Genomic DNA, 19,711 nt, shown 5'->3' with positions numbered 1-19,711 from the left:
GGCCCCCTAAGGAGACCGCATGACTGAGACCACGCTGCCGCCGAACGGTGGTGCAGGCGACCGGATCGAACCGGTCGATATCCAGAACGAAATGCAGAGCAGCTACATCGATTACGCGATGAGCGTGATCGTGGGCCGCGCACTGCCCGATGTGCGCGACGGCCTCAAGCCGGTGCACCGTCGCGTGCTCTACGCGATGTACGACAACGGCTACCGGCCGGACCGCGGATATGTGAAGTCCGCCCGTCCGGTCGCCGAGACCATGGGTAACTACCACCCGCACGGTGACGCGTCGATCTACGACACCCTGGTGCGCATGGCCCAGCCGTGGTCGCTGCGTTATCCGCTCGTCGACGGCCAGGGCAACTTCGGTTCCCGCGGTAACGACGGCGCGGCCGCCATGCGGTACACCGAATGCCGCCTGACCCCGCTCGCGATGGAGCTGCTGCGCGAAATCGACCACGAGACGGTCGATTTCGCGCCGAACTACGACGGTCGTTCGCAGGAACCCACGGTGCTCCCCAGCCGGGTGCCGAACCTGTTGATGAACGGCTCCAACGGCATCGCGGTCGGCATGGCGACCAACATTCCGCCGCACAACCTGAACGAACTCGCCGACGCTATCTACTGGGCGCTGGATAACTACGACGCCGATGAGGAAGCCACCCTGGCGGCCTGCATGGAGCGGGTCAAGGGTCCGGACTTCCCGACGCACGGCCTGATCGTCGGCGGTCAGGGCATCCACGATGCCTACACCACCGGTCGCGGCTCTATCCGGATGCGCGGTGTGGTCGAGATCGAGGAGGACAACCGCGGCCGTACCACCATCGTCATCACCGAGCTGCCGTACCAGGTCAACACCGACAACTTCATCAACTCGATCGCCGAGCAGGTGAAGGACGGCAAGATCGCCGGTATCTCCGATATCCACGACGAGTCCTCGGACCGCGCGGGTATGCGGATCGTGGTGACGGTCAAGCGCGACGCCGTCGCCAAGGTGGTGCTGAACAACCTCTACAAGCACACTCAGCTGCAGACCAGCTTCGGCGCCAATATGCTCTCGATCGTCGACGGGGTGCCGCGCACGCTGCGCCTGGATCAGATGATCCGGCTCTACGTCGAACATCAGTTGGAAGTCATCGTCCGGCGCACCCGCTACCTGCTGCGCAAGGCCGAGGAGCGGGCCCACATCCTGCGCGGCCTGGTCAAGGCGCTCGACGCGCTCGACGAGGTCATCGCACTGATCCGGCGTTCGGCCAACACCGACACCGCGCGCACCGGCCTGATGGAACTGCTGGATATCGACGAGATCCAGGCGACCGCCATCCTGGATATGCAGCTGCGTCGCCTCTCCGCCCTGGAGCGGCAGAAGATCATCGACGAATTGGCCAAGATCGAGGCCGAAATCGCCGATTTGAAGGACATTCTGGAGAAGCCGGAGCGGCAGCGCGCCATCGTCCGCGACGAGCTCGCCGAAATCGTCGAGAAGTACGGTGACGACCGGCGCACCCGGATCATCGCCGCCGACGGCGATGTGGCCGACGAGGATCTGATCGCCCGCGAGGATGTGGTCGTCACGATCACCGAGACCGGCTACGCCAAGCGCACCAAGACCGACCTCTACCGTTCGCAGAAGCGCGGCGGCAAGGGTGTGCAGGGCGCGGGTCTCAAGCAGGACGACATCGTCAAGCACTTCTTCGTCACCTCGACGCACGACTGGCTGCTGTTCTTCACGAACAAGGGCCGCGTCTACCGCGCCAAGGCCTATGAGCTGCCCGAGGCCAACCGCACCGCGCGCGGCCAGCATGTGGCGAATCTGCTCGCGTTCCAGCCGGACGAGAAGATCGCTCAGATCATTCAGATCAAAACCTATGAAGACGCCCCATATCTGGTGCTGGCCACCAAGAATGGCCTCGTGAAGAAGTCCAAGCTGTCGGATTTCGACTCCAACCGCAGTGGCGGCATCGTCGCGGTGAACCTGCGCGACGAGGACGAGCTGGTCGGCGCCGTGCTCTGCTCGGCCGATGACGACCTGCTGCTCGTCTCGGCCCAGGGCCAGTCGATCCGCTTCTCGGCCACCGACGAGGCGCTGCGTCCGATGGGCCGTGCCACCTCCGGTGTGCAGGGCATGCGGTTCAACGCCGATGACGAACTGTTGTCGCTCAACGTGGTTCGGCCGGATACATATCTGCTGGTCGCCACCTCCGGCGGATACTCCAAGCGCACCGCGATCGAGGAGTACACGGCGCAGGGACGCGGCGGTAAAGGTGTCCTGACTATCCAATTCGACGCCAAGCGTGGCACCCTGGTCGGTGCGCTCATCGTCGACGACGAGGATGAGTTGTACGCGATCACGTCCGGCGGTGGCGTCATCCGGACCGCGGCGAAGCAGGTTCGTAAAGCTGGACGACAGACCAAGGGCGTGCGATTGATGAACCTGGCCGATGGCGATACCTTGCTTGCGATCGCGCGGAACGCCGACGAGCCCGAACTCACAGGCGATGACGACACCGGTTCCTCTGAGCAGTAACCCATCAGCGGCGGCAACGAACGGATCTAAGGATTCCCATTGACCACTCCGAATCAGCCGAATGACGAGCGGCAGCACACGAACGGTGTGACCGAACGGATCGCACCGTCCCCGATTCCGCCGCGGCCGATCCCACGGCCGGTCTCCTCGGCCGAGAGCGGGCAGCCGGGCCAGGGGGCGTCCGGTCCGGGACCGCAGGGCGCCGCACCGCAGGGTGGCCAGCCGCACGAAAACCCCAACCCGCAGGGTGAATTCGCGCCCAAGGCGCCGGAACAGCATTCCGGCGCCCCGGGGCCGGAGGGGTTCGATCAGGCCACCGTCCGGATGAACAACCAGGGCGAGCAAAAGGCACCCGAGGGCGGGGACAAGGGGCAGGGCGCCCCCCAGTCACCGTTCCAGGATGGTTGGTCGCAGCTGCCGCAGCGGGAGCCGCAGTCCAACCTGTACCGGCCCGGTCAGGCGCCGGTGACCGGACGCCCGGCCGGTGCCCCCGGTGCCCCCGGTGCCCCCGCTGCCCCCGCCGCCGCAGTCGGCCTCAACGGCGGGGTCTCCAACGCGCGCACCACGACGGACCTCGCCGCCAAGGCGGCCCGCAAGGAAGCGGCGATGGTGAAGTCCGTCGGCCTCGATGGACCGACCCGCAGCATCGCGCGGCCGGAATTGATCAAGGACATGCCGGACCTCTCCGAGATCCGGCACCCGCTGCCACCGAACGAGGCCGGAGGCCACGGCTACGGGTCGCCACAGCCGATCTCACCGGCGGTGCCGGTCGCGGTCGCCGCGGCCGTCGCCGCCGGTGAGCCACTGCGCGCCACCGTGCAGATCCGCCGCATCGACCCCTGGTCGACGCTGAAGATCTCGCTGGTGATCAGCGTGGCGCTGTTCTTCGTATGGATGCTCGCGGTCGGGCTGCTCTACATCGTGCTCGAGGGTATGGGCGTGTGGGAGCGGCTGAACAACACCTTCACCGACATGGTGTCCCAGGACAGTGGGTCGGTGGGGCTGATCGATGCGGGCACGGTCTTCGGTTACGCGGGCGTCATCGGGCTGATCAATGTGGTGCTGTTCACCGCGCTCGGCACCGTCGGCACATTCATCTACAACCAGTGCTGCGACCTCGTCGGCGGTATCCAGGTCACCCTGGCCGACCCGGACTAGTCCCGGTACTCGCACGGCCGGCGCCAGCCCTCGGGCAGGCACCGGCCGTTGCTGTTCTTCCAGGTCCGGCGGACCGGCATTTCGACCCTCCACAGGGCTGCTACCAGCTGTTTTGGTCGTTCCAGGTGGTGTCGGGTAATCTTTAGCCTCGGCTCGGGCGTTACCCACGCAGAGTCATACGGGCCTATAGCTCAGGCGGTTAGAGCGCTTCGCTGATAACGAAGAGGTCGGAGGTTCAAGTCCTCCTAGGCCCACTCCCGAACATCACAGTAGGGTGGGAATCATGAAAATTCTTCTCACGGTCGGTGTCGTGGTCCTGGTTCTCTTCGGAATCACCAAGCTGCGCAAGCGCGACGATGCGGACTTGTGGCACGAAGTCACCACCCGCTGACCCTGCCCGTCAGGGACCAGGGGCCTTAGCTCAATTGGCAGAGCACTGCCTTTGCAAGGCAGGGGTTAGGGGTTCGATTCCCCTAGGCTCCACTTATGACCAGCGGAAACGCTGGTCATTTTCTTTTGGATTCGATCCGATGACACGGAATCAGCTCGCGAACCGGTCCAGAGCTGACGTGAAGTCGGCACTTCATGGGGCTTGTCGATGTAGTGCTTCCGGGCAATGGTGCCGTCGTCGGAGTGGCCAAGCTGGCTGGCTGCCTGCTCCGGTCCGTACTCCTCGGCAATCAACGTCATCTCATGCACACCGATATTGCGTGCGACCTCGGCCACCGGCCGACCCTCGTCCACCACGAATGCTACCGCCTGCGCCTTGTACTCTTCGGTGAAACTACGCCGCGTCGAACCCACCTATGAACTCCCGTGCTACCGGGCGACTTTCAACCCCCTGTCCACCGAACCGGGAACGGTCCAACCAGGTAAAACAAGGGTTGGACAGGGTGTCCACCCTGGACACTTCCACACACAAACGCCCCGCTACCTCGATTGCAGATCCGAGGGGCGGGGCTTTCACTGTGCCTACGGCCTGTCGAACTCGCCATCGATCACACCAGCGGTGAACGAATCCCACTCGCCCGGGTGAACACCAGCACCAGGCGGGTCACCAGGGGATCGCTGCACTTGCCAAGCGTCAATAGCCTGTTCGGATGCTTTGATGGACTTCCGAAGTATCCTCTTGTCCTCGGCCCACATCAGCGAAAATCCGCGGTAGTAGATCTGCTTGGCCGGGGTGAAGGTGAACAGCCCTGGAATCTCGTCCGGCCCCGCATCGTCGCGCGCCCGTTCGGCATCGTCTAGAAGTTCCAGCGCCTGTGCCGAATCTCCCAGGTTGGCGACGGACGCGGCGAGCCCGCACAGCAGCCGCGCCTCGGCGGTCCCAGTCGAATCGGTCACGTACTGCAAGCCATCAATCGCAGCATCACGCGCCGAAGTGAAATCCTTGACGAATCGGAACGCGAGCGCCTGTGTTCCGCGCGCCCAAGCCCGCAGTTGGTCATGCTCGGCACGGTCGCCCAGCTGGAACGAAGCTTGCGCGTGAACACGTGCCGTGTCTGCCTGCCCCAGATCGAGCGTCAGGTACGACAGAACCCCGCACACACGGCCCAGCGCCACATACAGTTCGCGGACTTCTTCCGGCCGATGGCGCGTCAGCACGGATTCGGCGCATCAACTCGGCTCTGATCTCCAAGGCTCGGGAGAGAGTCTCGTCGTAGGACTCGAATCGAGCGGTGCGCGCCACTTCGATGATGCCGTCTTGTATCTCATCCAGTGGAGCCGCATCCGGGGCGGCAAGCAGCGCTTCGGACTCTCGCCGTGCCTTGTTCAGCAGCCGCATTGTGTCCTGCCGCCGCGCCTGGTCTCGTTGGTCCGCATCCCATGCCGTGATCAACGCACCATCGCCGTTAAGAGCTCGGTCTACTCGCTCGGCCCATCCTCGATCTTTTGGCCAGCGTCGGCCAGCTTCGATGTTGGCGAGATGCGACCAAGCACAGAAAGTCATTCCCGCAAGCTCACGGGAGACTGAGCCCCCGATCTGCGCGGAGCTGTCTCAGAACTCGGCCAGTCCGTTGAGGTTCCATCCCCAACAATCCTGTGGCTGCCGCTTCCACCACACACCCGCCTGCGTGTTTTCAGATCCGAGTCGCGCCCTTTGGAAACAGCGTAGCCCTGCACAGCCACGCCTGCCCGTGATGGTCTGGGACATGCGCCCGGCTGGGACGGGCGGCCCTCTACCTCAACGGGGCCGGTCTTCTCAGAGGCAACCCGGGCGCACTCCTAAACGTCCCGGGGCCGGAGTGAGCTCGACTCCTCTGGCCCGGTGACCATCACCGTGTGGGAAGGGACACGATGACCGACACACTGCGCTCACGTTGCGAGCACTACCGGCGGGTGTGCAATCTGCCTGCCGTGGTCGACCCGAACGTGGCGCGAATTGCGTTCCGCGCCACACATGTATGGGGCGTAATGATGGCCTCGGACCTCGGGCAGACAGTGAAAGGCGAGCTCGACCGGTGGCAACGCGGTGGGGGCCGATCATTTCGCACCCCCGGTCGCACACGTGGACATTCCTAGTCAGATCGGATATCCCAGGGTTTTACCTCACGACCCCCACCGCGATTTGGCGCAAACATGCGACCGTCCTTCGCTGCGGAGCGGATATCGGCACCAGGGTCGCGAATCGGCCGGCGTGTCGTCCAGTGAATCCCGCACCAGGACAACATAATCGCCGTGTCCGGGCGCGGCATCGCCACTACTGGGTACTCAGCGGCCCGTGGCGGTCGAGGTGCAGATAGGTGTAGCTGGTGACGATCAGGCTCACCCCGGTGGCGGTGATGAGCATCGCCCAGCCCGCGACTATCTTGCTGAGCAGGCCGCCGAGCAGTGCTCCGAGGGAAAACGCGGCGTAGAGCAGGAAATAGGAGAGCCAGTCGGTGTAGTTGCCGCCGCTGATGTGACGTTCGATCCCCTGCGCCAATTTGACGAGCGTGCCGGTGACGTAGCTGAGCGGGATGGAGACCTCGCCACTCTTCACGAAGGAGGTGTTGAGGGCTCCGACGCCGAACGCCACGAACAGGATCGGAGGTAAATCGATCTCGGTGGTGTCGGTTATCTCGTAGAGGACCAGGTCGATAATGGAGGCGATCGCGAGGCTGACGGTGGTGAGCAGGGTCGGGCCGTGCGGGTGGCCGGACCAGTAGCGCCTGCGGAGCAGGGAGGCCACCACGACGCCGGAGACGAAGGACACCAGCAGCAGCGCCGCGGCGGCGGCGACATCGGCCTCCTCGTGGAACCCGCCCAGGATGGCGCGTTCGGTATTGCCGGTCATGAAGGTGACGAAGTAGCCCTCCGTATGCATGAAGGCGGCGCCGCCGATCAGACCGGCCAGCGCGGCGAGCACCCAGGAGATCCGGGCTTCGCTGTCGTAGAGCGCCTTGACGGTGTCCGGTTCCGGTTTCGACACAGGTCAGGCTCCTCCCGACGCGGATGGTGACGCCTCAGTGTTACCCGCCGCGTCCGAGAATCCGCCGTGCGAACCCGGAGTGTTCCTGGTTGTTTGCCGAAGGTCGCTGTATCGGCCCGGACTGCCACGGGTGTGGGCCGCGACTCGGTCCGGCTCGGTATCCGCGCGGTGACCGGGGTTACCGTGCAGCTGTGGATTCTGTGTTCGACTACCTGCTGACCGCACCGCTGTACGAGACCCCGCTGGAGAGCGTCGCGGACGCCTGGGCCCGGCACCGGATGGCCGCGGCGCGCTTCGAGAAACCGCTGGATGTCGCGATCGCGGGCGGATTCGGCGCCGACCGGCTCGGCTACGCGTTCCTGTCCGGATATCAGGAGGCGCTGCGGGCGCTGGTACCCGGGCTCTCCGCTGAGGAGTTGGTCGCGGTCGCGGCGACGGAGGCCGGTGGCGCGCACCCGTCCGCGATTCGGACCGAGCTGGTCGAAACCGCCGGTGGTTGGACCGTGCGCGGCACCAAATCCTTCACGACGCTGGGGATCATGGCGCGGCGAGTGCTGGTGATCGCGACGACCGGGGTGGCCGCGGACGGGCGCAGTCTGCTGCGGGCCGCGCTGGTGGATATCGACCAGCCCGGAGTCACCGTGACGAATCAGCCCCCACTCCCGTTCGCCCCCGAAATCCCGCACGCCACGGTGACCTTCGCGGATGCGCGGGCGCAGCCATTGCCCGGGGACGGTTACGCGGACTTCCTCAAACCGTTCCGCACCATCGAGGACGTGCACGTACTGGCGGCGGCGCTGGGTTGGCTGGTGCGGGTCGCCCGTGCCGGCTCCTGGCCGCGCTCGACGCTGCAGCAGCTGCTCGCGGCGGTGGCCGCGCTACGTGGTCTGGAGTTGGATCGGCCCACCTCACCCGGCGTACATATCGCATTGGGCGGACTGCTCGAACAGTTCGACAGGTTGCCCGCGGAGCTGGACTCGCTCTGGCGGCTCGCCGATCCGGTCGATCGGGATCGATGGGAGCGGGATCGTCCACTGCTCGGCACGGCCGGGCGGGTGCGGGTGCAGCGCTTGGACGCGGCATGGCGTTCCGTGGTTGTGACGGCTGCTCCGGACGGCGAGGCGAACTACCCCGGAAATGGGGAGCGGGCCTCGGCGAAGGGGGGGAGTTAGCCGAGGCCCGCGTAAGGTCGGCCCGGGGGGGAGGGGCCGACGTGAACGATCCTACGCGATGATCGGCGATTGTGTGTGCGTGGGGATCGCCACTTTCCAAGATTTTTGAGTGGACTCGATTCGGCGAGTCACCGGCGGGGATGGGTCGGTGGTCGGCCGAATCCTATACATCCATTCGGAAGCGGCTACGTATTAGCCAAAATTGTTGCCGTGCAGTGACTTACATTCGTGGATCCGGCCGCTACCAGGTGCTGTTGCCGCCATTCGGAAACATGCCGACCGGTCGCCGTGTGTTAGGGTCGCCCGTTCGGCCGCCTGTCGAGTGTGGAGATTCGGTTGGATTCACCGCGTGTCGCAACCGTGCGGCATGTCGACCGCGGATCGGCCACGGCGAATCTGTCGTACCCGGATGCCATCATGTGCGGGTGTTCATCGGGACCGGACCCGTCCGAAGGTCGAACCGTACGGGTCACCGCGAGCTGCCGTCCATCGACCGCCGCAAGTACCCCGCGCACCCGAATCGGGTAGTCGGCTACGCGGGACCGCCCCGGGTCCCGCGCGCGATGATCGAGACGGTCGCATCCCGGACAGGCAACCCCGAGCACCGCCCCAACCGGGATGCGGCCTTCTGTGTTCCCGCCGCGGCCCGAACCCCCGATAAAGCGGATGAAATTGTCGGTGCCCAGGACAATACTGACTCGGGTATCGGTCGGATATCCGATCCAGCGACATCGCTTCGACGTCCTCATGACGGACGTCGATGGAAATTCGACATCGCGAAATCCCGAACGTCAGGAGAATCATGCCCGACGCAATAGTCGCCGAGGGTCTGGTCAAACGCTATGGCCAGTTGGTCGCCCTCGACGGCCTCGACCTAGCCGTGCCCGAGGGCACGGTCACCGCCTTGCTCGGCCCCAACGGCGCGGGCAAGACCACCACCGTCCGGGTGTTCACCACCCTGCTCGTGCCGGACGAAGGGCGCGCGACCGTGGCGGGTATCGACGTGCTGCGCCATCCCCAAGCCCTGCGGTCCCGTATCGGAGCCTCGGGCCAGTACGCCGCCGTCGACGAATACCTCACCGGTTTCGAGAACCTCGAAATGGTGGGACGGCTGTACCACATGGGTGTGCAGCGCAGTAAGGAACGCGCACGCGAGCTGCTCGAACGCTTCCGGCTCAGCGACGCCGCGGACCGCCCGGTCAAGGGCTACTCCGGCGGTATGCGCCGCCGACTCGACCTCGCGGGTGCGCTGGTGGCCAACCCGCCGGTGCTCTTCCTCGACGAGCCGACCACCGGTCTGGACCCGCGTGCCCGGCTCGATCTGTGGGATGTCATCGAGGAGTTGGTCGCGGGCGGCACCACGCTGCTGCTCACCACGCAGTACATGGAGGAGGCCGACCGCCTCGCCGATTCCATCGCGGTGATCGACCACGGCAAGGTGATCGCCCGCGGCACCGCGGACGAACTCAAGACCTTGGTCGGCGGCGATCGCATCGAACTCACCGTGGATCACGCCGACAAACTCGGCGTCGCGAAGCAGGCATTGCAGGGTTTGGCCGACGGCGATATCCACCTGGAGCCGGGTCTGCGGCGGATCACCGTTCCGGTCAGCAACGGCTCGCAGGCCCTCGTCGACGCGATCGGCGTGCTCGCCGGCCACGACGTGACAATCCACGATGTCGGGCTGCGCCGTCCGTCGCTCGACGACGTCTTCCTCACCCTGACCGGGCACGAGGCGGAGGAGCTCGTCAGTGGTGACATCGGGACCCCCTCGACCAACGGTTCCGGTGGCGAACGCGCGGCCGAGCTGCTCGAGAAGACGGAAGGAAAGGTGCGATGACCGCGGCCGCCACAACCCTGGAGATCCCGCAGCGGATGGGGCTGGGTGAACGCCTGACGATTGTGGTCAGCGACAGCATGACCATCGCCAAGCGCAATGTCATCAAGATCAAGCGCGTACCCGACGTGCTGATCTTCTCGACGCTATCGCCCATCATGTTCGTGCTGCTGTTCGCCTACGTCTTCGGAACGGCGATCGCCGTACCCGGCATGGAGGGCGGCTACCGGGAGTTCCTGATCGCGGGCATTTTCGCCCAGACCGTGGTGTTCGGCGCATCGTTCACGGGCGCGGGTCTGGCCGAGGATATGCAGAAGGGCATCATCGACCGATTCCGGTCACTGCCGATGGCGCCGTCGGCGGTGCTGATCGGGCGAACGATCAGCGACGTCGTGATCAATGTGGTCAGCCTGGTCGTAATGTCGCTGACCGGTCTGCTGGTCGGTTGGCGGATCCGGGGTTCATTCCTGGACGCGGTGCTGGCCTATGCATTGCTGCTGCTCTTCGCGTACGCGGTGTCCTGGATCATGGCCGTGGTGGGCCTGCTGGTGCGCGCGCCCGAGGTGTTCAACAACGCCAGCTTCATGGTGATGTTCCCGCTCACCTTCCTGGCCAACACCTTCGTACCGCTGGAAAATCTGCCGACCGTGCTGAAGGTCTTCGCCGAGTGGAACCCGGTCTCGGCACTCACCCAGGCCACTCGTGACCTGTTCGGCAACACCAGTGTGGCGATGCCGCCATCAGACGCCTGGTCCATGCGGCATCCGGTGGCGACCACGCTGGCCTGGGTGGTGATCATCCTGGTGGTGTTCGTCCCGACGGCTCTGCGTCAGTACAAGCGGACCGTCAGCCGCTGAGGCCTGCCGTCAGCGACCATTCTCCGCGCCGGCTCCCGCCATGGGGGTCGGCGCGGAGCCGTTACGGGAGTATCCGATCCGCGGCGGGGCCGGAGCAGGCGCCGGCGGCTGCGGGCGTTTATTGCGGACCAGCCAGGCCACCCCACCGGCCAGCGCGACGGCGACCGCGGCAATCAGAGAACGTGTGGAAAGGTGCAGGCGCCCCGAGGTCATTCGACCACTTTGGCACAGCCGCACGAATCTCGCAGTCGGTGCTGGTGAGAGCAGGGAACACCGAGGCCGCTGCCGCGACGTGTCGGCAACCCGGTACCGGAGGCGCTAGGCGTCCCCTGACTATCCTGGCGGGGTGACCTCACCGATTCAGACCGCCGGTGTGACGCTGCACACCAACTACGGCGACATCAAGCTCGCCCTCTTCGGCAACCATGCCCCGAAGACGGTGCGGAACTTCCTCGGCCTCGCCGACGGGTCGGCTCCGTACACCACCCAGAATGCGAGTGGGGGTAGCACCGGCCCGTTCTACGACGGCGCCGCCTTCCACCGGGTGATGTCCGGATTCATGATCCAGGGCGGTGACCCGACCGGCAACGGCCGCAGCGGGCCCGGCTACGAATTGGGCTTCGAATTCCACCCGGAACTGCGCTTCGATCGCGGCTACCTGCTGGCGATGGCGAATACGGGGCCGAAGACCAACGGCTCGCAGTTCTTCATCACCGTGAGCCCGCAGCCGCACCTGAACCGCAAGCACACCATCTTCGGCGAGGTTGTCGACCCGGATTCGCGTAAGGTCGTCGACGCCATCGCGACCACACCGACGGACCGCAACGACCGCCCCAAGGAGTCGGTGATCATCTCCAAGATCACGATCGAGTAATCCCATGAACCCACAGCCGCCCGCACCGACGTGTGTCCGCCATCCGAATCGTCCGACCGGTCTGGCGTGCACGCGCTGCGGGCGGCCCTCTTGTGCGGAATGTCTGCGCCCCGCCGCGGTCGGCCAGCACTGCGTCGACTGCCTGCGACAGGATCAACGCAACACCCCCCGGGTGCGTACCGTCGCGGGCGCACCGGTGGCGCGGTCACCGATCCCGTACATCACCTATGCCCTGATCGTGGCCAATGTGGTGATCTACGCGGTCACCGCCGTGCAATCGAAGAGCCTGGTGGACAACTACTACCGGTCCACATTCTTCGCCCGCTGGATGCTGGTTCCCGATCTGGTGGCCGACGGCCAGTGGGTGCGGGTGCTCGGCGCCGGATTCCTGCACTGGGGTCCGATCCACTTGGCGCTCAATATGTTCGCGCTGTGGGTGGTCGGCCGCAGTCTCGAGCCCGCACTCGGGAGGACCCGCTATCTCGCGGTATATCTGGTCGCGCTGCTCGGCGGGTCGGCCGCGAGCATGATCTTCCAGGATCCCACCAGCGCCGCCGCGGGTGCGTCGGGAGCGGTGTACGGCCTGTTCGGCGCGATCACTGTGCTGCTGATCCGGGTGCGGCAGAATCCGAATCAGATGTTGATCCTGATCGGCATCAATATCTTCATCAGCTTCTCGCTGCCCGGTATCTCGCTATCCGGACATCTCGGTGGTCTGATCGCGGGCACGCTGGCCACCCTCGGTGTGCTCTTCCTCCCGGAGTGGCTGCACGCCAAATCTCAGGAGGCGGCGCACAGCATCGGCTGGGCCGCGATCGCCGCCGTGGCTCTGGTGGACCTGGTCGCTATCGGCGCCGCCGTCGCGTCACTGGCGTAGTGCGATGTTTCGCGTGAAACGTTGAATACGCCGACCGGTGGACCGATTCGGTGGCTTGCTACTCGTATCGCGTGGTGTCGCTGGTCGCGAGTCCGTTGGCCAGCATGGCCTCGAAGACATCCTCGGGATGGGTGCCCAGATCCCAGCGACCGAAAATCAGCAGGTGCTCGGTGCCGTCCGCGCCGCGCACATCGATCTCGAGCATCGGCATCTTGCGGCCGAGCCTGCGGTAACCCACCATCCGGGCCCTGATGATCTGGCCGGGGGTGTACTCGGTCGGACCCGCCAGAGTGCGCACCACCAGCAACGGGTTGGAGCCGGGCACGATGGCCAATCGCGGTCGCTGCCGGAATCCGAGGATTGCCAGGGCCAGCAGGCCTAGTGCGGCGAGCCCGATGAGTAACCGACCGGCATTGTCGTTGCTGAGGATGGCCGCGCCCGCCAGCACCACGGCGCCGACCGATACCGCGTAGAGCGCGGGGGCGGGCGTGGCCCAGGCGAGGTGCGGTTCCGGCGCTGGGGATTCAGGGTTCACGCGTCACTTTCCCCAATCGTTCCTCGAGTTGTCCACAGGGTCATCCACAAGTGTGAATGAATGACACGTCTGTAATCCGGCGTTATCCGGCCGGTCTGCTCAGCGCCACCGCATGGTCATGATCAGGCCGACCACCATGAGGCCGAATCCGATCAGGAAGTTCCAGGCGTTGAGATCGTTCATCCAGCTGATCTGCTCGGCCGCCAGGTAGTAGACCAGCAGCCAGGCCAGCCCGGCCAACATGAAGCCGAGCATGATCGTGACATACCAGACCGGGGACGGACCGGCCTTGACCTTGACCGGGATCCGGCTCGCGGGGTTGATCGTATAGTCGGCCTTCTTACGGACCTTCGACTTGGGCATGACGTCCTCGTATTCGGCGTGCAGGTCGGTACCGGCGGGGCAGATTCGGTTGAATTATGTGTCGAGCGCATTCGCCGCCTTGGTCGATCCGCTGACAGCCGGGACCGATCCGGGCAAGGCTCGAGTGCCCTCCGGTGTGTCTCTAGGCTATCCCAACTGGTAATGGATGCGACGCGCTCCCGGTGCGCCACGTAATCTCGAACCATGCGTGTACTGGTCGTCGACAACTACGACAGCTTCGTGTTCAACCTGGTGCAGTATCTCGGCCAGCTGGGTGCCGAGGCCGTGGTCTGGCGCAACGACGACTCGCAGCTCGCGGACCTGGACGCCGTGGTCGCCGACTTCGACGGGATTCTGATCAGCCCCGGCCCCGGATCCCCGGATCGGGCCGGCGCCAGCATCGACCTGGTGCATGCCTGCGCCCGCTCGAGCACCCCGTTGCTCGGGGTGTGCCTGGGCCATCAGGCGATCGGCGAGGCATTCGGCGGCACCGTCACCCGGGCGCCGGAACTGCTGCACGGTAAGACCAGTTCGGTCTTCCACATCGGCTCCGGTGTCCTGGCCGGACTGCCGGATCCGTTCACCGCCACCCGGTACCACTCGCTCACCGTGCTCGAGGACACCCTGCCCGCGGAGATCGAGGTGATCGGGCGCACCGAGTCCGGCATCGTGATGGCCATGCGACACCGCAGCCTGCCCATCCACGGTGTGCAGTTCCATCCGGAGTCGGTGCTCACCCAGGGCGGGCACCGGATGCTGGCGAACTGGCTCGAGGTGTGCGGCGAACGGCCCTCCGAGGGACTGGTGGCGATGTTGGAGGCGGAGGTCGCTGCGCTGGTGTTGCAGTGACCGAGCGCCCCGGCGCGGGCTCGGTCGAGCCCGGCGGCGCACGGAAGCGTCCGTATGTGCTGCTCTCGGTGGCGGTGAGCCTGGACGGCTACATCGATGACGCGAGCGCGCAGCGGCTGCTGCTGTCCGACGACGCGGATTTCGATCGGGTCGACCGGATCCGCGCCGAATCCGACGCGATCCTGATCGGCGCCGAGACGCTGCGTCGCGACAACCCCCGGCTGCTGGTGAACAGTGCCGAGCGCCGGGCCGCGCGCGTCGCCGCGGGCAAGCCGGAGTATCCGCTGAAGGTGACCGTCACGGCCAGCGGCGACCTGGATCCCGATCACAACTTCTGGCACTACGGCGGCGCCAAGCTCGTCTACGCCACCGCCGAGGGCACCGAAAAGCTGGACGATTCGCTGGTCGGCCTCGCCGAGGTGGTCACGCTCGGTTCCGAACTCGACTTCGCGGCCATGCTGGATGACCTCGGTGAACGCGGTATCGACCGTCTCATGGTGGAAGGTGGGACCCGTATCCACACCGCCTTCCTGGCCGCCGACCTGGTCGACGAACTACAGGTCGCGGTGGCTCCGATCCTGGTCGGCGATCCGGCGGCGCCGCGTTTCGTCGGTCCGGCCGACTATCCCGGTGGCCCGCATCGCCGCCTGCACTTGGCCGAGGTATCCCAGGTCGGCGATATCGCCGTGCTGCGCTATCTGTCGAAGTTCGAATCGGTTAGGACCGTCGGTGGGCACATCGCAGGCGAATGACGCGAACCGGGAGGCACCCATGTCCGCTGACGATTCCGCGCAGGCAGCCGCCGACCGGCAGTTCATGCTGCGTGCGATAGATCTCGCGCGCCGGTGCCCCCCGAGCCCGACCGCGTTCTCGGTCGGCGCGGTGGTCGTGGCCGACGGTGTCGAGATCTCGACCGGATACTCGCGCGAGACCGACGAGAAGGTCCATGCCGAGGAGTCCGCGCTGAACAAGCTGGACGCGGACGATCCCCGGCTGACCTCGGCCACCATCTACAGCACGCTGGAACCCTGTTCGCAGCGCGCCACCGCGACCCGGCTGCCCTGCACCGATCGGATCCTGGCGGCCGGTATCGCGCGGGTCGTCATCGCCTGGCGGGAGCCGACCACCTTCGTGACCAACTGCGTGGGGGTGGAGAAGCTGCGGCAGCACGGCGTCACGGTGCTCGAGCTGCCGGAGCTCGCGGCCGAGGCCATGTCGATGAACCGGCATCTGGATCTGTCCTAGCACCAGGTGCCGGGAATCTTTTCCGAGCTACGGCCTTCCGTATACCGCCGTCACGAATTCGCCGAGCTGATTGTCGTTGAGATGCCGGGCCAGATCGGCCTCGCTGATCATCCCGACCAGGCGTTTGTCCTCGATCACCGGCATCCGCTTGATGCGGTGGCTCTCCATTTCATCGAGCACCTCGTCGATATCGGCGTCGGCGTCGATCCAGCGCGGCGTCGCTTCGCACAGTTCCTCGGCCCGGGTGGTCGCCGGCGGGCGGCCCTGGGCAATGCACTTCACCACAATGTCGCGGTCGGTGATGATCCCGCACATGCGCTCGTTCTCATCGGCGATGACCAGTGACCCGACGCCGAGTTCGGCCATCACGCGCGCGGCCTTCCCGACGGTCTCGTCCTTGGCTATCCACTGGGCGCCGGGCTTCATGATGTCCCTGGCAGTGGTCATAGGGGGCTACCTCCTCGTTCAGCAGTGCTGGTTTGGGATGAAGCAGCCCCAATTCTTCCGCTAAAACACCGACTGGTCTGTGTTTTGAGGTCTCGTCCCGATCACGGCGGACCCAGTACGGCCGTCGTAATCGTGATAATGGCGGTCTTCGAGATCGATGAGCCGGAGCCGGGCTGCTGCCCGATGATCCGGCCGACACTGCCGGTATCGAAGGTGCCCTGGGTGTTCTGGGTGATCTGGCTCGGGCTACCGGTCCAGCCCGCCTGGCGCAGCTTGTCCAACGCCTGCGACGGAGTCAGCCCGACCAGACTCGGCATGGTGATCTGGTCGCCGGAGGAGACCTGCACCGTCACCGTGGAACCCTTATCCGCCATGGTGCCCCCGGCCGGACTGGTGGAGATCACCTCGCCCTTCGGCTTCGAGGATGCGACCTCCTGAACGGAGATCTTGAATCCGGCGCTGTCCACCAGGTTCGGCTGGGCGACACTGATGTCCTGGCCGACCACATTGGGCACCCGGATCTGGTCCGGGCCCTTGCCGACGACCACCACGACGGGCTTGTCGATATCCACGCGGGAACCTGCGGGCGGCTCGGTGGCGATCACCTTGTCGGTGTCCTGCACGCTGGATTCGCGGCGCTCCACATTCGGATCCATCCGCAGCCCCATGGCGTTGAGCTTCTGCTCGGCCTCCTGCGCGGTCAGTCCGTCCAGCTTCGGCACCGGTATCTGGGCGGGCCCGGTGGAGACATGCATGGTGACGGTGCTGCCCTCATCGATCCGGGATCCGCCGAGCGGCTGGGTGGAAATGACATTGCCGGTGGCGATCTTGCTGTCCGCCTTCTGCTGGATGGCCACCGTGAAGCCGAGCCTCTGCAACGCGTCCTGCGCCTGCTGCTGTGATTTGTTCGAGAGATCGGGCACCGCAACCTGATCCGGTTTGCTGCCGGGTCCGATCAACACCCAGAACAGCGCGAAGGCCACCGCCACCGCGGCGACGGCGCCGAACACCATATACAGGGTGCGGCGTGGGCTACCGGGTTCGGTGGCCTCCTGCTCGGCGGTGTCGTCATTGCGTTCGACGGTGCGGAAGCTGCGCGGCGCGGGATCATTGGCGCCGAAGACGGTGGTGCGATCCTCATCGGTCATCACCATCGGCGCGCTCGGCTTCTGCCCACCGAGCACCCGGATCAGATCGGCGCGCATCTCGGCCGCGGTCTGATAGCGGTTGGCCGGATTCTTGCTCATCGCCTTGAGCACCACGGAGTCCAGCTCGCGCGGCACACCCGGGTGGACGTGCGAGGGCAGCCGCGGGTCCTCCCGGACATGCTGGTAGGCCACGGCGACCGGCGAATCACCGGTGAAAGGCGGTTCGCCGGTGAGGATCTCGAACAGCACGCAACCGACCGAATACACATCGGAGCGAGCGTCGACGGTCTCGCCACGGGCCTGTTCCGGTGAGAGGTATTGCGCGGTACCAATGACCGCCGCGGTCTGGGTCATCGGGTTGGAGCTGTCGGCGAGGGCTCTGGCGATGCCGAAGTCCATCACCTTCACCGCACCCGCCCGGTTGATCATGATGTTGGCGGGCTTCATATCGCGGTGCACGATCCCGGCCTTATGGCTGAAATCCAGTGCGGCGCAGACATCCGCGATGATCTCCATGGCGCGTCGTGGCGGCATCGGGCCCTTGCCGCGCACCAGATCGCGCAGCGTGTCGCCGTCCACATACTCCATCACGATGTATGGCAGCGGGCCACCGTCCACCTCGGCCTCGCCGGTGTCATAGACCGCGACGATGGCCGGGTGGTTGAGCGCCGCGGCGTTCTGCGCTTCACGCTTGAAGCGCAGGTAGAACGTGGGGTCACGGGCCAGGTCGGCGCGCAGCACCTTGATGGCCACATCGCGGCTCAGCCGTAGATCGCGGGCCTTGTGGACCTCGGACATGCCGCCGAATCCGATGATCTCGCCCAGCTCATAGCGGGAGGAGAGATTCTTCGGGGTCGTCATTGTTGTCCTTGCGACGTAGCGGGCGCGCTGCGAGTGACCGAGGGGCCTCGGGCACCGGGATTCTCCGAGAATGGTAAGTCGAGAGTCGGGAACCAGGTGTGGCCAGTGCTCGGACTCGTCGTCTTGGTCGTCTTGGTCGTGCTCGGAGCCGTGGTGGTCGGCGACGGCGTTGTCGTGGTGGGCTCGGGCGTGGTGGTCGGCGGTTCCGTCGTGGTCGGCGCCACGTACGTGGTCGGCGGCGGTACCGGCGCCTGGGGCCTGGTCGTGGTGGGCTCCGGAGGCGTGGTGGTCGGAGGCAACGTGGTCGGCGCGATCTGCGTGGTGACGGGCGAGCGCGATGGGTTGGGATTGGTGTCGCCACCGAACAGCAGCCAGATCGCCGCGCCGCCGAGCAGTACCGCCCCGATACCGAGGCCGGCCAACCACTTCTGAGTGTTGGTCCAGCCCTTGTCGTCCCCGTGCGGCGGTCCCGTCGGTGCCCCGTGGTTCATGGCGGTGGCCGCCACACCCGCGGCGCCGGCCGTGCCCGCGGGCGCGCCGTACCGCATGGTCGATCCGTCGTGCTGGCCCGTGGGCAGCACCACGGTCGGTCCCGGCGGCAGCACCCGGGTGGCGCCCTCGGTGAGCGGACCGGCCGTGGCCGCGCCCGCTCCCGCGCCCATCGGCGCCGGCGGACGGTGTCCGGCCCGCACCGCCGCCACGGCGTCGGCGAATTCGCCGCCGCTGGCGTAGCGCAGATTCGGATCCTTGCCCATGGTGATTTCGATCAGCTCGCGCACATTGGGCGGTAGATCCGCGGGCATCGGCGGCGGGGCGTCGCGCACATGTTTCATGGCGACCGTGATCGCGCCGTCCCCGCTGAACGGCCGCTGCCCGGCGAGGGCCTCGTAGCCGACCACGCCCAGCGAGTAGACGTCGCTCGCCGCGGTGGCGTCCTCGCCGACCGCCTGCTCAGGAGCGATGTACTGCGCGGTGCCCATCACCATGCCGGTCTTGGTGACCGGCGAGGCGTCCACCGCCTTGGCGATGCCGAAGTCGGTGATCTTCACCTGCCCGGTCGGCGTCACCAGGATATTGCCCGGCTTCACGTCGCGATGTACCACGCCCGCGGCGTGCGCCACCTCGAGCGCGCGACCGGTCTGCTCCAGCATGTCGAGGCCCTGCATCACCGAGAGCCGGTTCAGCCGGTTGAGCACCGTGTTCAGCGGTTCGCCCTGCACCAATTCCATGACCAGATAGGCGGTTTCCCCCGCCGACGGGTCGTAGGTCTCGCCGTAGTCGTAGATCCCGGCGATACCGGGATGGTTCAGCTGCGCGGTGGTCTTGGCCTCGGTGCGGAACCGATGCCGGAAGGTGGGATCGGCGGAGAACTCCGCCTTGAGGACCTTGACCGCCACCCGGCGGTCGAGCCGGGTGTCCAGCGCCTCCCAGACCTGACCCATGCCACCGGTGGCGATGAGCCGTTGCAGGCGATACCGGTCCGCGATCAGCGCTCCGTTGTTCAGCATCGGGGCCCCCGTACCTTCACTCGTACGTTCATATC

The 19,711-nt window shown here is 66.0% G+C and carries 20 protein-coding genes and 2 tRNA genes; 13 read left to right on the top strand and 9 right to left on the bottom strand.

The window, feature by feature from the left end:
* The first annotated feature begins 19 nt into the window (after positions 1-19).
* The 5 genes from gyrA to AB0H61_RS33450 all read left to right on the top strand — a co-directional run bounded on the left by gyrA (position 20) and on the right by AB0H61_RS33450 (position 4,171).
* A complete protein-coding gene (gene gyrA, locus AB0H61_RS33470) occupies positions 20-2,530 on the top strand; it encodes a DNA gyrase subunit A (RefSeq protein ID WP_357311756.1) in 2,511 nt (836 codons plus the stop codon).
* Between the two features lie 39 nt (positions 2,531-2,569).
* Positions 2,570-3,688 (top strand): DUF3566 domain-containing protein, encoded by a 1,119-nt coding sequence (locus AB0H61_RS33465; protein WP_357311755.1) that lies wholly within the window; start codon positions 2,570-2,572, stop codon positions 3,686-3,688.
* A 180-nt stretch (positions 3,689-3,868) separates the two neighbouring features.
* Positions 3,869-3,942, top strand: a tRNA-Ile gene (locus AB0H61_RS33460).
* Positions 3,943-3,971: 29 nt separating this feature from the next.
* Positions 3,972-4,079, top strand: a complete 108-nt coding sequence (locus tag AB0H61_RS33455; protein ID WP_357311754.1) for a DLW-39 family protein — start codon at positions 3,972-3,974, stop codon at positions 4,077-4,079.
* A 19-nt stretch (positions 4,080-4,098) separates the two neighbouring features.
* Positions 4,099-4,171 (top strand) — tRNA-Ala (locus AB0H61_RS33450).
* On the opposite strand, the gene AB0H61_RS33445 is transcribed toward AB0H61_RS33450, so the two are convergent.
* The 3 genes from AB0H61_RS33445 to AB0H61_RS33435 all read right to left on the bottom strand — a co-directional run bounded on the left by AB0H61_RS33445 (position 4,145) and on the right by AB0H61_RS33435 (position 7,103).
* The gene (locus AB0H61_RS33445; protein WP_357311753.1) at positions 4,145-4,492 is read right to left on the bottom strand and encodes a transposase; all 348 of its coding nucleotides are present in this window, start codon (positions 4,490-4,492) and stop codon (positions 4,145-4,147) included. The two genes, AB0H61_RS33450 and AB0H61_RS33445, sit on opposite strands and share 27 nt — an antisense overlap.
* 168 nt (positions 4,493-4,660) lie before the next feature.
* On the bottom strand, positions 4,661-5,296 hold the full coding sequence (locus AB0H61_RS33440) for a hypothetical protein (protein ID WP_357311752.1): 636 nt from the start codon (positions 5,294-5,296) through the stop codon (positions 4,661-4,663).
* A 1,096-nt stretch (positions 5,297-6,392) separates the two neighbouring features.
* Entirely contained in the window at positions 6,393-7,103 is a 711-nt protein-coding gene (locus AB0H61_RS33435; RefSeq protein WP_357311751.1) for a YoaK family protein, read from the bottom strand.
* A 191-nt stretch (positions 7,104-7,294) separates the two neighbouring features.
* Between AB0H61_RS33435 and AB0H61_RS33430 the strand changes: the two genes are divergently transcribed.
* The 3 genes from AB0H61_RS33430 (at position 7,295) to AB0H61_RS33420 (ending at position 10,969) form a co-directional block, all read left to right on the top strand.
* Complete coding sequence (locus AB0H61_RS33430) at positions 7,295-8,275, top strand: acyl-CoA dehydrogenase family protein (RefSeq protein ID WP_357311750.1); 981 nt, start codon at positions 7,295-7,297, stop codon at positions 8,273-8,275.
* 802 nt (positions 8,276-9,077) lie between these two features.
* Positions 9,078-10,115 carry an ATP-binding cassette domain-containing protein gene (locus AB0H61_RS33425; RefSeq protein ID WP_357311749.1) on the top strand — a complete coding sequence of 346 codons (1,038 nt, stop codon included), beginning with the start codon at positions 9,078-9,080 and terminating at the stop codon, positions 10,113-10,115.
* Between the two features lie 35 nt (positions 10,116-10,150).
* Complete coding sequence (locus AB0H61_RS33420; RefSeq protein WP_357311779.1) at positions 10,151-10,969, top strand: ABC transporter permease; 819 nt, start codon at positions 10,151-10,153, stop codon at positions 10,967-10,969.
* Between the two features lie 9 nt (positions 10,970-10,978).
* Here AB0H61_RS33420 and AB0H61_RS33415 read toward each other — a convergent pair whose 3' ends face one another.
* Complete coding sequence (locus AB0H61_RS33415) at positions 10,979-11,182, bottom strand: hypothetical protein (protein WP_357311748.1); 204 nt, start codon at positions 11,180-11,182, stop codon at positions 10,979-10,981.
* Positions 11,183-11,315: 133 nt separating this feature from the next.
* Between AB0H61_RS33415 and AB0H61_RS33410 the strand changes: the two genes are divergently transcribed.
* Both AB0H61_RS33410 and AB0H61_RS33405 read left to right on the top strand, forming a co-directional pair.
* Positions 11,316-11,843: a peptidylprolyl isomerase gene (locus AB0H61_RS33410; RefSeq protein ID WP_357311747.1), complete on the top strand. Its 528-nt coding sequence runs from the start codon at positions 11,316-11,318 to the stop codon at positions 11,841-11,843.
* A 4-nt stretch (positions 11,844-11,847) separates the two neighbouring features.
* Positions 11,848-12,720 (top strand): rhomboid family intramembrane serine protease, encoded by an 873-nt coding sequence (locus AB0H61_RS33405; protein ID WP_357311746.1) that lies wholly within the window; start codon positions 11,848-11,850, stop codon positions 12,718-12,720.
* 58 nt (positions 12,721-12,778) lie between these two features.
* Here the strand turns inward: AB0H61_RS33405 and AB0H61_RS33400 are convergent, their stop codons facing one another.
* Together AB0H61_RS33400 and crgA are read right to left on the bottom strand one after the other, a co-directional pair.
* Complete coding sequence (locus AB0H61_RS33400) at positions 12,779-13,255, bottom strand: PH domain-containing protein (RefSeq protein WP_357311745.1); 477 nt, start codon at positions 13,253-13,255, stop codon at positions 12,779-12,781.
* Positions 13,256-13,354: 99 nt separating this feature from the next.
* On the bottom strand, positions 13,355-13,618 hold the full coding sequence (crgA, locus tag AB0H61_RS33395) for a cell division protein CrgA (protein WP_357311744.1): 264 nt from the start codon (positions 13,616-13,618) through the stop codon (positions 13,355-13,357).
* A 204-nt stretch (positions 13,619-13,822) separates the two neighbouring features.
* Here crgA and AB0H61_RS33390 point away from each other — a divergent pair, with 204 nt between their 5' ends.
* The 3 genes from AB0H61_RS33390 to AB0H61_RS33380 are packed head-to-tail and all read left to right on the top strand — an operon-like array spanning position 13,823 to position 15,712.
* Entirely contained in the window at positions 13,823-14,467 is a 645-nt protein-coding gene (locus AB0H61_RS33390) for an aminodeoxychorismate/anthranilate synthase component II (RefSeq protein ID WP_357311743.1), read from the top strand.
* Positions 14,464-15,219, top strand: a complete 756-nt coding sequence (locus AB0H61_RS33385; RefSeq protein ID WP_357311742.1) for a RibD family protein — start codon at positions 14,464-14,466, stop codon at positions 15,217-15,219. The genes AB0H61_RS33390 and AB0H61_RS33385 overlap by 4 nt, the downstream gene beginning before the upstream one ends.
* Positions 15,220-15,238: 19 nt before the next feature.
* Positions 15,239-15,712: a deaminase gene (locus tag AB0H61_RS33380; RefSeq protein ID WP_357311741.1), complete on the top strand. Its 474-nt coding sequence runs from the start codon at positions 15,239-15,241 to the stop codon at positions 15,710-15,712.
* Positions 15,713-15,739: 27 nt separating this feature from the next.
* On the opposite strand, the gene AB0H61_RS33375 is transcribed toward AB0H61_RS33380, so the two are convergent.
* The 3 genes from AB0H61_RS33375 to AB0H61_RS33365 all read right to left on the bottom strand — a co-directional run bounded on the left by AB0H61_RS33375 (position 15,740) and on the right by AB0H61_RS33365 (position 19,676).
* Positions 15,740-16,159 carry a CBS domain-containing protein gene (locus tag AB0H61_RS33375; protein WP_357311740.1) on the bottom strand — a complete coding sequence of 140 codons (420 nt, stop codon included), beginning with the start codon at positions 16,157-16,159 and terminating at the stop codon, positions 15,740-15,742.
* Positions 16,160-16,260: 101 nt separating this feature from the next.
* A complete protein-coding gene (pknB, locus tag AB0H61_RS33370; RefSeq protein ID WP_357311739.1) occupies positions 16,261-18,168 on the bottom strand; it encodes a Stk1 family PASTA domain-containing Ser/Thr kinase in 1,908 nt (635 codons plus the stop codon).
* Positions 18,165-19,676, bottom strand: coding sequence for a protein kinase (locus AB0H61_RS33365; protein WP_357311738.1), 1,512 nt, complete (start codon positions 19,674-19,676; stop codon positions 18,165-18,167). Before AB0H61_RS33365 ends, pknB begins: the two co-directional genes overlap by 4 nt.
* Positions 19,677-19,711 lie beyond the last annotated feature (35 nt).

The sequence above is a fragment of the Nocardia sp. NPDC050710 genome, assembly GCF_040654375.1.
Classification (GTDB): domain Bacteria; phylum Actinomycetota; class Actinomycetes; order Mycobacteriales; family Mycobacteriaceae; genus Nocardia.
This window is presented reverse-complemented; position numbering and strand designations above follow the sequence as displayed.